The following is a 13,478-nucleotide window of genomic DNA, read 5'->3' on the forward strand; positions in this document are numbered from 1 at the left end:
TGAAGTCGGCGATGTTCTACATGGCGTGAAAGTGTGATGCGCTTCACATATAGTTGCTCGTGTTTGCAAAAGTGTTAACATGAGCACACTTCTCATAAGTGTCTAAGTGTTGTGTTTTTGAATGGATCGGCAAATACAGTTTCCTGATATAGCTGAACGACTTAATAAGGTCCGCATTGCGCGCGCCTTGGCTTTGCTATCGCCGCTGCAAAAACACTTATTCCATTTGATCCCCTTTTTAATCCACCAGAACAGCGTTCAGTATCCCGGCTATCATGCCGCTAATACGCCCTGCGGAATTAATGAGTATCAGCTTAGCGAAATTGAATCCCAAGCCTGCGATGTTTTCTCGCTACCCTTTATTAATCAAGAAGCGGACATCAATGCCTTTGATGGCGTTTATGCCATGGGCAGTACTGGCAGCTTTGGCCAAAATACCAAGAGCGATGTCGATGTTTGGTTAGTGCATAGGGCAGATTTAAGCCTTGAAGAGTTAGCGCTGATCAGGATTAAAACCGATAGATTGACTGCATGGTTTGCCGAGTATCAGTTTGAGGTGAACTTTTACTTAGTCCACCCACAACAGTTTTGTGGTGATCAAACTCTGCGTGGTTGTCTGTCAACTATGGCCCATGAGCACAGTGGCAGCACCCAGCACTGGTTGTTACTGGAAGAGTTTTATCGCAGTCAAATTCGTCTGGCGGGTAAAGCCATTGCATGGTGGCCTGACGCTAAACTCAATCCTGCACTCTTGTTTTTAGGCGATGTGCATGAATTACCTGCGAGTGAGTACTTTGGTGCTTCCTTATGGCAGCTTTATAAAGGTTTAGAAAAGCCCCATAAGGCGTTGATTAAAGTATTGCTACTCGAGGCCTATGCCAGCGATTATCCCAATTCAACGGTGCTTTGTGATCGCCTCTGGCAGAAAACCTTAGCCGGTGATTTTTCGACGTCGAACGATGCTTATTACTCTATCTACGAGATTATCGAAACCTATTTGTTCAAGCAGAATGATACCCGTCGGCTTGAGATTGCGCGGCGCTGCTTTTATCTAAAATGTGGCGTGCACTTGAGCCGCACGCAAGAGGGCAAAGATTGGCGTTATCCTAAGCTGCAAAAATTGGTGCAGGATTGGCAATGGCCCGACAGTTTGATCAGCACTTTAGATGATTGTGAACATTGGCACAGTGGTCAGCTCAATTGGTTTAACGAGCAGCTGAATGAGCTCTTGTTGGCGAGCTATCAAACCTTGCTGCGCTTCGCATCGACCCATGAGCTCAATGAAGGCTTGCGGATTGAAGAGCTGGGCATGCTCACCCGTAAATTACACACCTATTTTAGCCAAGATGAAGACCAAATCGCTAAGCTGAATCTGCTGTGGAGTGCCTCGGTCGCCGAGTCCGACGTGACTATTGTGTCAAGCTCGCGCGAGCGGCAATATTATCTTTATCGACAGGAGCCGCTGCCACAAAATTTGTTAGGTGAGTCGGCGATATGTAAGGGCAAAACCCCGTCCGCCTTGATGATCTGGGCATGTCTAAACGGAATTTCGACACCTGAAACACAATGGCACGAATACGGTCAGAGTAAGGCCAAGTCGAAACGGCTTACCGAAGCGTCTAAGCGGTTACTGAATTTTATCGACCACGATTGGCGCGTGTCGAAACGGGACTTATGCCAGCCGTGGCATTTTCGTAAGCTGATTTTTGTGCTTAATCTGGATTGCGATCCCACCATTGAATGGGGCGGACAGGAAATGATGGTCGATGTGATGAATGCTAACGTGTTCTCACTCGGGCGTAAAAAAGCCAATATGCTTGGGGCGTTAGATGCCATTTGTTTGAATAGTTGGGGTGAGTGGCAGTGTCATCGTTTCGAAGGCGATACTGCGGTATTGCAAGCCTTAGCCTTTGTGACCCCAGGACTCCGGCGGGCCAGCTTACCCGTGGACATGGATGTGATCAGTTGCTCGCAAAAATTGCGGCCACAGCTCAAGTTAGCGGTGAAAAATCTACTTAAGCAAACCATGCGTTTGTGCCAAAAAGTGCAGCAATCCAGCACCTTAGTGCAGCCGCTGCAGATAAGGCATACCCGCTATGGGATCTTTTTTAATCCCTTAGGCATGGCCTATCAGGATTTGAGTGATGCTAAGTCTTTTTATCAGCAGTTATCCCGCAGTCATCTTGTGCTGCTGCCACGGCCTGAATTGGGTGACGATCCCTTTTCGAGCATGCCTAAAGTGGTGCAGAACTATGCGGCGAAAGGGGCGATTCAATATTTCCTACGTCAACGAGTCGATAACTTAGATGTATTTATTCTCGATGAGGAAAACCAGCTGAATCACTATGTGCAGGCGGGATCAAACATGGCCGAGTTAGTGAATAAAGTCAGTCATCACTATGTGTTCGATGAGCATTATGCTTCGCGGGCACGATTCAATATTCCGCAGTTTTTCCATCTAGTACGAGTGGCGGGGGAGTTAACTGTGGCGCCGTTCGGCATCGATATGAGTGACCAAGACACTGAGTTTTAAGCTGGTTTTTTAACATAAATAATGGGAGCCAAGGCTCCCATTATTGTTTTGCACTATTATGGCTTGCGCTACGACTGGCTTAGATTAAAAGCTAAGCTTAATTCCGCCTTGGCGCTCGATAGACTCTTGCACGAATGGCATAAACTCGCCGCCATTACGTCCGTCCATCCATTTACCTTCAACAAAACCAAAATGATATCCACCAAAACGTGTGGCTACCCAAATCTCATGCAAAGGTTCTTGCTTGTTGATCACTATCTTAGAGCCATCAACAAATTCTAATTGCAATACGTTGCCACTGGCATCGATATCAACATCGGCATCTTGCTCATCAATCGCAGTTTCAATCGCATTTTCTATGGCTTGGAACATGTCATCGGCGAGCTGGTGAAATTCTGTATCTGTAATGGCCATGCATTTCTGTCCTTTGCTTTCGTCAAGATGGGTGCGATTATAAGGCCATTAGTCACCAGATGCACAGATGTTGAGAAAAATGAGACTGTTTTTATTGTTATTGCTTGGTAGCCTATTCATTACGGCATGCGGCCAGAAGGGCCCCCTCTATCGATCGCCCGCCACAGAGGTGAATCAACCTAAAAAGGTTGATGAAGCTAAAACTGTGCCTGAAGTGGAAGAGATTAAAACCGAAATTAGAGCCATCGAAGCACAAAAAACACAACAATAACAATCGCTATAACTAAAACGACCATCACTATCGCAGCGATAACGCGCAGTAAGGAATCAGACATTGGATCACTTTCTCTACCAACAAAATGCCCTGCACGCCGAAGGCTGCCAGGTTGCCTATTTAGCTCAAACCTATGGCACACCGCTGTATATCTATTCCCGCGCCACGCTAGAGCGCCATTGGCATGCCTTTAATAATGCCGTGGCAGATCATCCACATTTGATTTGTTACGCGGTTAAAGCCAATGCGAACTTGGCTGTACTGAATGTGCTGGCACGTTTAGGCAGTGGTTTTGATATCGTGTCGGGCGGTGAGTTAGCAAGAGTGATGGAAGCGGGCGGCGATCCCGCCAAAGTGGTGTTCTCTGGCGTGGGTAAAACTGCGGCTGAAATGGAACAGGCACTTAATCTGGGCATTTATTGCTTTAACGTTGAATCGAGTGCTGAGCTTGAGCAGTTAAATCTGGTCGCTGGTCGTTTAGGTAAAGTGGCGCCTGTGTCCCTGCGGATTAATCCCGATGTTGATGCGGGAACCCATCCCTACATTTCGACTGGCCTTAAAGAAAACAAATTCGGTATTGCTATGGATGAGGCTGAAATCGTTTTCGCCCGTGCCCATGCGTTGCCACATTTAAAAGTGAAAGGTGTCGATTGCCATATCGGCTCACAACTGACTGAAATCAAACCATTCCTCGATGCGATGGATCGTATGCTCGCCTTGATCGACCGTTTGGCCGAGCAGGGTATCGTTATTGAGCATTTCGATGTGGGTGGTGGTTTAGGGGTGACCTATGATGCCGAAACGCCGCCACATCCTGATGTGTATGCTGCCGCCATATTGGCGCGTTTGGGCGACCGTCAACTGAAGCTGATCTTCGAACCGGGCCGTGCGATTGCCGCCAATGCGGGGATTTTTGTTACTCAGGTGCTGTATCTTAAAGAAAACAGCGACAAACGTTTTGCGATTGTCGATGGTGCGATGAATGACTTGATTCGTCCCGCACTCTACAGTGCATGGCAAAATATTATCCCAGTCGTGCCAAGGGACTCAGAAGCCTATGAGTTTGATATTGTTGGCCCAGTGTGCGAAACCGGTGACTTTTTAGGTAAAAATCGCCAGCTCGCGTTAGCCGCGGGTGATTTACTGGCGGTGCGTTCGAGTGGTGCCTATGGTTTTGCCATGGCCTCTAACTACAACACGCGTCCTCGTGCGGCTGAAGTGATGGTGGATGGTGAGCAGGCTTTCTTAGTGCGTGAGCGAGAAAAATTGTCTCAGCTCTGGCAAGGTGAGCAACTCCTGCCGTAAACTAGAAAAATTATATTGATTCAGGCGCTTGGTTTCATACTTTATGAGCGGCGCCTCGGCTTAAAGGATAAGTATCTTGATCCAATTCACTAAGATGCACGGACTGGGCAACGATTTTATGGTGGTCGATGGGGTCACGCAGAACGTGTTCTTTTCGCCTGAGCAGATCCGCCGTTTAGCCGACCGTAACTTTGGCATAGGTTTCGACCAACTACTCTTAGTTGAGCCGCCCTATGATCCCGATTTAGATTTTCATTATCGCATCTTCAATGCCGATGGCACTGAAGTCGAACAATGCGGCAATGGCGCCCGCTGTTTCGCTCGTTTTGTGCGTAATAAAGGCCTGACAAATAAGAGCAAAATCCGTGTCAGTACTTCGTCTGGCAAGATGACTCTGCGCTTAGAGCGAGACGGTACTGTTACCGTGAATATGGGCGTGCCGATCCTCGAACCGAGTCAGATCCCCTTCAAAGCCAAGAAACCTGAAAAAACCTATTTACTGCAAACACCGATGCAAACCTTTTTATGTGGCGCGGCTTCTATGGGTAATCCCCATTGCGTGCTCGACGTTGAAGATGTGGCGAGTGCTTCTGTTGCTGAAATTGGTGCCATGCTCACTAAGCATGAGCGTTTTCCGCGCGGCGTGAATGTGGGGTTTATGCAGGTCGTAGACTCCGGCCACATTAAGCTGCGGGTGTATGAGCGCGGCGCGGCCGAAACCTTGGCCTGTGGCACAGGCGCATGTGCAGCTGTAGTTGTGGGTCAAGTGCAAGGAAAGCTCGGTCAGCAAGTGCGGGTGGATTTACCCGGCGGCACCTTAACCATCAACTGGGAAGGCGAGGGTAAACCTTTGTGGATGACGGGCCCCGCGCAGCACGTTTACGATGGACAAATTCAGTTATGACAGAGCCCTTGATGCCGCAGACGGATGTGCCTTTCGATGAGTTGATTATTCGCGAATATCTGCTGGATAATCCTGACTTTTTTAATCGCTATCCCGAGCTGCTGCTGGCAATGCGCTTGCCTCACATGGAACGTGGCGCTATCTCTTTGGTGGAACGTCGCCAAGAAATGCTGCGCCAGCGAGTGAGCCAGTTGGAAGAAGAAATCACTAGCCTGTTAACCATGGCGGCGCGTAACGAGAAGATTTACCAATTCAATACTGAGTTATCCTTCCAGCTATTAAATTGTGCCGATCTTGTGTCACTCAAAGAAGTGTTGGCCGACAGTTTAAAATTACAGTTTAATTTCAGTCATGTGCGTTTGATCAGCGTGCTCGATACCGATATGAAGGCAATATGGGATCAAAGGCTGCATAAAGGTCACTATTTTGGCCGACTCACGCAGCAAGAGGCTAAACGCCTATTTGGTAGCGAAGTGGGGTCGGTGGCACTGACGAAATTATCGGAAGACAACCCAGTCATTTTTGCTATTGCCAGCCAAGATGCCACCCATTTTCACCCCGATATGGATAACATGCTGCTGGAACAACTGCGGCGTTTGCTGGCGCACATGCTCGCTAAGCTGTAACGGCTGTTGAGCGATTGTGCTCACCTAAGGCTTAGCAAAACCCATGAGGAAACCGATATGAGTACGCAAACAGCCGAAGTGTCGGCGCTTAATACTCAATGGTTACAAACCTTTGAACGCTATCTGAGTACCGAGCGGCAGTTGTCGGCCCATACAGTACGTAATTACCTTTACGAGCTTAATCGCGGTAGTGATCTCTTGCCTGACGGCGTGCATCTACTCAATGTGAGTCGCGAGCATTGGCAGCAAGTGTTAGCCAAATTGCACCGCAAAGGCTTAAGCCCGCGATCGCTTTCTCTGTGTTTATCTGCGGTAAAACAATGGGGTGAATTTTTGCTGCGCGAAGGTGTGATCGAGCTTAATCCTGCCAAAGGCTTAAGTGCTCCCAAACAAGCCAAACCGCTGCCGAAGAATATCGATGTCGATGCCATCAGTCATTTGCTCGACATTGAAGGTACAGATCCCTTGAGTCTGCGGGATAAGGCCATGATGGAGTTGTTTTATTCCAGTGGTTTACGTTTAGCTGAACTCGCTGCGCTCAATTTATCCAGTGTGCAATACGATTTGAAAGAAGTGCGAGTCTTAGGTAAAGGCAATAAGGAACGTATCGTCCCTGTCGGTCGTTTGGCGATTGCTGCTTTGCTGAATTGGCTCAATTGCCGAAAGCAGATCTCCTGTGAAGATAACGCCTTATTTGTGACCGAAAAGGGCAAGCGACTCTCCCATCGTAGTATTCAGGCGCGGATGGCTAAATGGGGGCAAGAGCAGGCATTATCGGTGCGCGTGCATCCACATAAACTGCGCCACTCCTTTGCCACTCACATGTTAGAAGCGAGCGCCGATCTGCGGGCGGTGCAAGAATTATTGGGCCATGCGAACCTAGCGACTACGCAAATTTATACCAGTTTGGATTTCCAACACTTAGCTAAGGTGTATGATAACGCCCATCCTAGAGCGAAAAAAACACAGGATAAATAATGCGTTGCTATCTTAGACCTCAAAATATTCAAGCGATCAGTTTCGATCTCGACGATACCCTGTACGATAATCTACCGCATATTTTAAATGCCGAAGCTGAGCTGGCGACGTTTCTGTTGCAGACTTATCCATTGTCGCAGGCGTGGAAAACCCATGATTGGCGCAGGCTAAAACTGCAACTGCTGCAGCAAAATCGCGAGCTAGCCCACGACACCAGCGCTGCCCGTTTGGCAACGCTTCGCCAAGGGCTAATACAGCTAGGGTATTCGGCCGTCGAAGCCGAACGCGGCGCCGAGCAAGGATTGGCGTGTTTTTATTTTCATCGCAGCCATTTTCAAGTATCTGACGAAGTGCTCTTGTTACTCAAACGCCTATCGCAGCATTTTAGATTAATCGGCATCACCAATGGCAATGTGGATGCCGAGCGAATTGGTTTAGGCGATACCTTCGAGTTTGTGTTGCATCCAGGCAATGGCGTGCATATGAAACCCGCTAAAGACATGTTTGAATTGGCCTGCTCGCGACTAAATATTGCACCGCAACATTTACTGCATGTTGGCGATAGTATGAATTCCGATGTGCGCGGGGCGCGGCTGGCAGGATGTCAGTCTGTGTGGTTGAATCCGAGTTTTGGCCGAGTCGATTCCTTACCTATTGCGGCCTTGTTACCCCATTTAGAAATTAATGCTCTTGATGCGTTAATCAAAGTGCTGGCTATCGACGCAAACTAACTCTGTGGGCAGTGTTGAATCTGTATCTTTGCTAATCCAGAGTGATTGAGATCAAGGTTTGTTCCCAAAATTTGCACTAGAGTGAAGCCTAATATTACTGAAGTCACTGACTAAGGCTGTGTTATGGCGCGTATCGGGTTGTTATTACTGCTCACTTTATGTTGGATCGCGCCGGTATCGGCCCATGAGATCCATTCGGGTGGCGGTTTCATGTCAGGTTTTAATCATCCCGTTTTGGGATTTGATCACTTGCTGGCAATGTTGAGTGTGGGCATGTTGAGCACCCAGCTCGGTGGCCGCGCGATTTGGACAGTGCCCCTCGCTTTTGTTGTCTTTATGTTGGTTGGCGGGATTTTAGGTTTATACGCCATTGCCGTTCCCTTCGTTGAAATCGGCATCGCCCTCTCGGTATTGTTACTCGGTCTTGCCATCGCTTTTGATCGTCAAATTCCACTGTTATTCGCCATGGCATTTGTTGGCGTATTTGCGATTTTCCACGGGCATGCCCACGGCGCCGAAATGCCAGCATTGGCAAGCCCGGTTTTGTATGCCCTAGGATTTTTATTTGGCACTGCGGTCATCCATTTAGGCGGCGTAATGATAGGCCTTGGAATGCAGCGGATGACAGGACAACGCAACTTAATGCGTGTCACGGGCGCAGCGATTGCGGCCATGGGCGGTTATTTATTAGCAGGATTTTGACGTAATAGCATGCCGAATTAACGCGCCTTGAGTTGCTTCATGCAAAGATGGGCGCGGCGTAACAGTAGATTGACCTGCCGACGGCTCGCATGCATGTCGGCATCTCCCACCCTAAAATAACTCCCAGTGTAAGGATCGCCGCCGACATAAATAGGTTTGAGTTGCTCAGGCGCCAGCGGTACGCGGATACGAATCAGCTTTTTATTCATAATTTCAATAATCTGCACATCTGAAATCGCCAAAATATTATGGCTAGTACGGCTAGGATTATCGAGTATCTCCCAAAACGCTTGTAAAACAGGAAGCGGATTGGGAATGCCTTGAATGCTGAAATGGCCACGTTCTTCGCGCACCCCTAGGATGATCTCGCCGCCTAAAGTGTTGGCAAAGGAGCTATAAGTCGCCCAAATATCTTCGGGTAATTGACCTTGGCCGTCGCGGCCACCTGCGAGTTTAAACTCTACTTGGGCCGATTCGTGTAAATCGGCAATATCATCAAGTGCAAATGATTGAAATGTCATGGCAGCTTATCCGTCAGCGACACATGACTTGTTGTAGCACGTCAACAATTGAAAGACCAGACTTAGGTCCGGCCTCAAGATTCTGCGGATGACCGTAATTCAGGGGCATCACAGCAGCAACATTTAATCGATTATTGAGCGAGACCTAATGCCTTAGGAAATAGAATATTGTTTTCTAAGTGAATATGCTGATGTAAATCAGCCTCAAATTCCGCTAGCGTGGCATAACACACACGCCACGTAGTGCAAGCATGTTCCGGTGGCGTGAAGTCGTTCGTGAGCTCGTGTAATTTTTGCAAGATCAAACCGACTTCTTCATGTTCGTGCTGCATCGCATTGATGGGATTACCAATATGGCCAAAGCAAGTTTCAATGTGCTCTGCTTGACTTAAACCACGTATCGCCGGAAACAGTATTTTCTCTTCTTTCATTAAATGCGGCATCAGGTCTTCTACTAAAGCACGTACCCAACCCGCAAAGGGAACTATTTCGGCATAGTGCTCACCGTGGGCGCGGACCATCTTCTCGGAGTATTCGACCAATAACGGTGCTTTTTCGCGCACGTATTGATGGTGCGTTGATTCTATATATTCAATAAGTAGATCTAAGGGTAATTGATTCAATTCATCTTCTTTGCTGCCAGTCAGTGTTACCGCATTCAGCGCAGCAACCACTTTTGCGGGATCTATTTCTGCACGCTCGCAGGCGATCGACAGCGGTTTACCGCCGCCACAACAGAAATCGATACCAAATTGGCTGAACACATGGGCGCGGCGAAAATCTTCGGCAACTAACTCACCGACTTTTCTTTCCAGCCAGTGGTTATCCTGAGCGCTCTCACTAAGCGGAAAACCTTGACCAAGTTGTGCATCATGGCGAGGTTGAGAATCCACTCCATGGCCAGTGGCTTGTGCATCTTTTGGGGTAGAAGTAGCAGACATGAATAGCTCCAAAGCAGCAATAAATTTACATTCATATTATTTGCAGCTTTAATGCGTAGCAACTAAACCCGACTAAAATACTCAGGATTTGCTGATGATGTCACAGTTAACTGAATAAAATATCTCTTAAGGAGTAGGTGGCCGCCTTAGCTTGGAGTTGCAAATTGGCTCTCGTAACCTTGAAATACAGATTGACGAAAATGCCAAAGTGTTTCGCTTTTTATCACTTAATTTGGTAGCGATAACTTGGCCTTGTTTAGTGTATTCGTACAACTGGGTAGGTTTTGCCCGCGGTAATTGCGACAGGCCCAAAAGGGGCCGAATCGACCATCTTTCAACAGCATATCGCCGCCGCAGAGGTTACAAAGCGGTGATATATGTCCACAAGCCTCATTTAGGCACACCTTAAAGCCTGCAAAACGGTTACGCGTCATTGGGCTAGCGCAGAGTTCGCAGTCTTGCTCCTTGTGATCGCACAGGGGAAAGTGTGAGCAAGAATAAAACGATTTAAAATTCCCCATTCTAGGCTTAAGCGTTCCCGTGCTACAACGCACGCATTTTACTTCTTCAAATAACCTTTGCACTAAAGAGGTGCTGAACTCATCTTGTGCAATATCGTAGCCTTTTGTAAGCAGTTCAGTGACGAAAGGACTCACATCTGTCATATCGGCAATCACATAGACACGATGTTTTGCCCGCGTTAACGCGACATAAAACAGTCGGCGTTCCTCTGCAAATTCAAACGCTTCAGTTTTAGGTAAAAAAGCATCCAGTATCGGCGGCGTGATTTTCATCGACGGAAAACCATGTATCCCTGTCTTCATCCCCATGATCACCACATAATCGGCCTCTTTCCCTTTCGAAGCGTGAAATGATTGGCACTCAATCTTCACGTTGGGATATTTCGCCTTGAGTTGGTTAACTTGGGTTTTATCGGGTAACTGAAACCAAAAACGTGCCAGCAAATAGACGCTAGGTACGCTGTTAAGTTTGTCACTTCCGGCGTTTATCCTTGCACTTATCGCCGTTAATGCTTGTTCCAATGCATTTGGGCTTGGCTCATCTTTACTGGGTGGTTCATTTTCTCCGCGGCGTAATATTGAAACCGCGGGGGAGGCGACCTGCATGAGGGAGCGAATGTCCTTGCTCAATTGTGTGGGATTCTGGGTAACAAACTGAGTGGCGACTTGCCCAATACTACTGTTAAACCTAAAAGTCAGATCTAAGTAGCTTTGGGCTGTTGGGCCAAAATAGTGAGTAAAATGCGTAGTTAAACTCACATCTGCGCCGCTAAAGCGATAAATCGCCTGCCAGTCATCCCCGACACAAAATAAAGACGCCTGCGCTTTAGAATGGGGCGTACAGGAATCCCTCAAGGCACGCACTAAGCGGGCACGTGGTTCTGAAATATCTTGGAACTCATCCACCATAATAAAACGCCACGGGCTAATAAATTGCCCGCGTTGTAGATACGTCAGCGCTTTGCCAATCATGTCCTCAAAATCAATGTCGCCATTTATTGTTAAATGTTGCTCATAGCGCGTGAGTATGGGCTCAAGCAGTTCGAATGCCTTACGGGTCTGCTGAGCATCGGCGGCGCGGGCAAATATACCCTCAAGGCCATGTTCATCAAGGCAAGCTGCTTTATACAGCCCAATCAGCTGACTAAACATTTTTGCCAATTCAGTCACGCGGCCTAGTTCATGCAGGGTGGCGAGTATGGCTTCATCGGGTAAGGGCGCGTATTGCACTTTAAAGACCTGTAAAGCTTGCTCAAGCTTACCGATTAACGACCCGTTTTTATGTTGGTAATAAAATAGCTCAATACACTTAGTACCATGTTTTTTATGTAGCTGGCGTTTCCATGCCATCGATTCCAAGTACTTTTGGTTATCGATATAAGGGGCGGTATGCTGGTGTTCATCAATACCATAGTATTCAAGATAAACTTGGTATTCAGGCAGATAGAAATCGGGTTGATACTGACGAAAATCAATACTGCGCACATCATGCTCATACTTAGCTTCATAAACATATTCGATGCCATTGCTAAATAGCCAGTTGGCAATGTAGAGCTCACCAAAGCTTTTGACTCGCTCACCTTTAAGGCTGCGAATATCGTTGTCATTCAAGTATTGAAAATACTCGCCTTCCACATCGAACTCGAACGGGCTTTTTTCAACATAATAGAAACGGCTGAAGTACTCGAAAAGTTGCTTACGGTAAGCCGCATTTTCAATCAAAGTCTCAAGGATATTGTGCACCCACAGCTCTTTGGCTTTGTCATCCTCTGCCCAAGGGGACAAACTGGGTTTAGCGCGCTCAACGTCAGCGATAATTTTTAAGCCTAAACTGTGGAAAGTACTTGCCTTGATATCCTCCGTGCCAAGCTTGTTTTTAATTCGCTCATCCATCTCGTCAGCCGCTTTACGACCATAGGCTAACAGCAGTATTTCATCGGCTTTTGCTTGACCACTCTTAAGCAAATATCCGGCTCGCCCGACCATCACACTGGTTTTGCCCGTGCCTGCACCTGCCAATAACAAATTATTGTTATCATCAATAATACAAGCTCGGCGCTGTTTTTCGGTTAAGGGATTAGATTCTACATACTCAAAATAGTCTGCAAATTTAACGAGCTGTGACTGAACGTACTCTTCACGCAGCTGCTTTACATCGGCGCGGGTCCAGCGGTGGATTTGCTTAAGCCTCGCTAACACTGTGTGTAGATTTGCCGCCAAGGGCAGGTTTTCACACCAAGGGAACCAACGCTGATATTCGCGCGCGACTCTGGCTTGTATCATTTCTAAACGTGATTCACGTAAATAAGTGTGTGCCAGTATTTTATCGACTTTCGCCACTAACTCAGCAATGCGCGCCCCATTAGCATTCGCCCAAAGCAGTGCGATTTCGTTGCCAAATTGATGCTGCGCAAAATAGCTTAGAAACGGCAGTTGATAGGCTTTGCCAGATACAGTGAAACCGAGCAAGTATCCGAGCGGACTCAAGGTGAAAACCGGCGGGGAGTCGAGCTGTTGCCAGGTAAAGCATTCGTCAGCGGCTACTTTGTTAGCGCTGCGAGAGTGAACAAAAAAGCCGCCTTTAGTGCGATTAATGCTAATACCACTGGCGCTGAGTTTTACTGCATCAGCTTTGCCAATAAAGAAATGGCCAAACCAACTGTGCTTGATATCTTGTTCAGAGTGAGTCAATGACAATGTAAAACCTACGGCTAAAAAGTTTTAGAATTAACAGGCTGATTTTTAAATGCATTATAACTTAAAACCCGATAGCTCGTGTCAAGGTTATGCTATGGGTCTGTGTGGGTTTTCTATTGATTTTGGTCACCAGACGCAGCCAAGCTCATAGTGTTGGTGAATGATGTCTTAGTTGGCGTGAGAGGCGTGGCAAACCAAGCATTATGGTGACTGTGTAACTATGTGTATAAGAAGGGCGCACATTAGAAAGGCATACATTAGAAAACCGTGTATCAGAAAGCAAAAAAGCCTGAATCTCTTCAGGCCTTTTCTTTTCTCAATACAACAGCTT

The 13,478-nt window shown here is 47.4% G+C and carries 12 protein-coding genes; 8 read left to right on the top strand and 4 right to left on the bottom strand.

Annotation, left to right across the window (positions count from 1 at the left end):
* Window positions 1-121 precede the first annotated feature (121 nt).
* A complete protein-coding gene (locus tag DYH48_RS00105; RefSeq protein WP_115333719.1) occupies window positions 122-2,533 on the top strand; it encodes a class I adenylate cyclase in 2,412 nt (803 codons plus the stop codon).
* An 84-nt stretch (window positions 2,534-2,617) separates the two neighbouring features.
* On the opposite strand, the gene cyaY is transcribed toward DYH48_RS00105, so the two are convergent.
* Window positions 2,618-2,947, bottom strand: a complete 330-nt coding sequence (cyaY, locus tag DYH48_RS00110; RefSeq protein WP_006083426.1) for an iron donor protein CyaY — start codon at window positions 2,945-2,947, stop codon at window positions 2,618-2,620.
* Between the two features lie 79 nt (window positions 2,948-3,026).
* On the opposite strand from cyaY, the gene lptM reads away from it, so the two are divergent.
* From lptM to DYH48_RS00145, 7 genes are all read left to right on the top strand, one after another.
* A complete protein-coding gene (gene lptM / locus DYH48_RS00115) occupies window positions 3,027-3,218 on the top strand; it encodes an LPS translocon maturation chaperone LptM (RefSeq protein WP_006083425.1) in 192 nt (63 codons plus the stop codon).
* Between the two features lie 63 nt (window positions 3,219-3,281).
* Window positions 3,282-4,526 (top strand): diaminopimelate decarboxylase, encoded by a 1,245-nt coding sequence (lysA, locus tag DYH48_RS00120; protein ID WP_012090407.1) that lies wholly within the window; start codon window positions 3,282-3,284, stop codon window positions 4,524-4,526.
* Between the two features lie 76 nt (window positions 4,527-4,602).
* Complete coding sequence (dapF, locus tag DYH48_RS00125) at window positions 4,603-5,430, top strand: diaminopimelate epimerase (RefSeq protein ID WP_006083422.1); 828 nt, start codon at window positions 4,603-4,605, stop codon at window positions 5,428-5,430.
* Window positions 5,427-6,056, top strand: coding sequence for a DUF484 family protein (locus DYH48_RS00130; RefSeq protein ID WP_011848049.1), 630 nt, complete (start codon window positions 5,427-5,429; stop codon window positions 6,054-6,056). Before dapF ends, DYH48_RS00130 begins: the two co-directional genes overlap by 4 nt.
* 57 nt (window positions 6,057-6,113) lie before the next feature.
* Window positions 6,114-7,034, top strand: a complete 921-nt coding sequence (gene xerC, locus DYH48_RS00135) for a tyrosine recombinase XerC (RefSeq protein WP_115333720.1) — start codon at window positions 6,114-6,116, stop codon at window positions 7,032-7,034.
* The gene (locus tag DYH48_RS00140; RefSeq protein ID WP_115333721.1) at window positions 7,034-7,765 is read left to right on the top strand and encodes an HAD-IA family hydrolase; all 732 of its coding nucleotides are present in this window, start codon (window positions 7,034-7,036) and stop codon (window positions 7,763-7,765) included. Before xerC ends, DYH48_RS00140 begins: the two co-directional genes overlap by 1 nt.
* Before the next feature lie 123 nt (window positions 7,766-7,888).
* On the top strand, window positions 7,889-8,467 hold the full coding sequence (locus DYH48_RS00145) for a HupE/UreJ family protein (RefSeq protein ID WP_115333722.1): 579 nt from the start codon (window positions 7,889-7,891) through the stop codon (window positions 8,465-8,467).
* A gap of 17 nt (window positions 8,468-8,484) precedes the next feature.
* Here the strand turns inward: DYH48_RS00145 and DYH48_RS00150 are convergent, their stop codons facing one another.
* The 3 genes from DYH48_RS00150 to DYH48_RS00160 form a co-directional block, all read right to left on the bottom strand.
* Complete coding sequence (locus DYH48_RS00150; RefSeq protein ID WP_115333723.1) at window positions 8,485-8,988, bottom strand: AlbA family DNA-binding domain-containing protein; 504 nt, start codon at window positions 8,986-8,988, stop codon at window positions 8,485-8,487.
* Window positions 8,989-9,119: 131 nt separating this feature from the next.
* The gene (gene ric / locus DYH48_RS00155) at window positions 9,120-9,929 is read right to left on the bottom strand and encodes an iron-sulfur cluster repair di-iron protein (RefSeq protein WP_107946350.1); all 810 of its coding nucleotides are present in this window, start codon (window positions 9,927-9,929) and stop codon (window positions 9,120-9,122) included.
* Window positions 9,930-10,156: 227 nt separating this feature from the next.
* Window positions 10,157-13,147 carry a UvrD-helicase domain-containing protein gene (locus DYH48_RS00160; RefSeq protein ID WP_115333724.1) on the bottom strand — a complete coding sequence of 997 codons (2,991 nt, stop codon included), beginning with the start codon at window positions 13,145-13,147 and terminating at the stop codon, window positions 10,157-10,159.
* Between the last annotated feature and the right edge of the window lie 331 nt (window positions 13,148-13,478).

It is taken from the genome of Shewanella baltica (genome assembly GCF_900456975.1).
GTDB classification, from domain to species: Bacteria; Pseudomonadota; Gammaproteobacteria; order Enterobacterales; family Shewanellaceae; genus Shewanella; species Shewanella baltica.

What these genes read in the sequence shown, in the direction of transcription:
- DYH48_RS00105 (WP_115333719.1), top strand. Translation starts at nt 122, where the DNA reads ATGGATCGGCAAATACAGTTTCCTGATATAGCTGAACGACTTAATAAG.
- cyaY (WP_006083426.1), bottom strand. Translation starts at nt 2,947, where the DNA reads ATGGCCATTACAGATACAGAATTTCACCAGCTCGCCGATGACATGTTC.
- lptM (WP_006083425.1), top strand. Translation starts at nt 3,027, where the DNA reads ATGAGACTGTTTTTATTGTTATTGCTTGGTAGCCTATTCATTACGGCA.
- DYH48_RS00130 (WP_011848049.1), top strand. Translation starts at nt 5,427, where the DNA reads ATGACAGAGCCCTTGATGCCGCAGACGGATGTGCCTTTCGATGAGTTG.
- xerC (WP_115333720.1), top strand. Translation starts at nt 6,114, where the DNA reads ATGAGTACGCAAACAGCCGAAGTGTCGGCGCTTAATACTCAATGGTTA.
- DYH48_RS00140 (WP_115333721.1), top strand. Translation starts at nt 7,034, where the DNA reads ATGCGTTGCTATCTTAGACCTCAAAATATTCAAGCGATCAGTTTCGAT.
- DYH48_RS00145 (WP_115333722.1), top strand. Translation starts at nt 7,889, where the DNA reads ATGGCGCGTATCGGGTTGTTATTACTGCTCACTTTATGTTGGATCGCG.
- DYH48_RS00150 (WP_115333723.1), bottom strand. Translation starts at nt 8,988, where the DNA reads ATGACATTTCAATCATTTGCACTTGATGATATTGCCGATTTACACGAA.
- ric (WP_107946350.1), bottom strand. Translation starts at nt 9,929, where the DNA reads ATGTCTGCTACTTCTACCCCAAAAGATGCACAAGCCACTGGCCATGGA.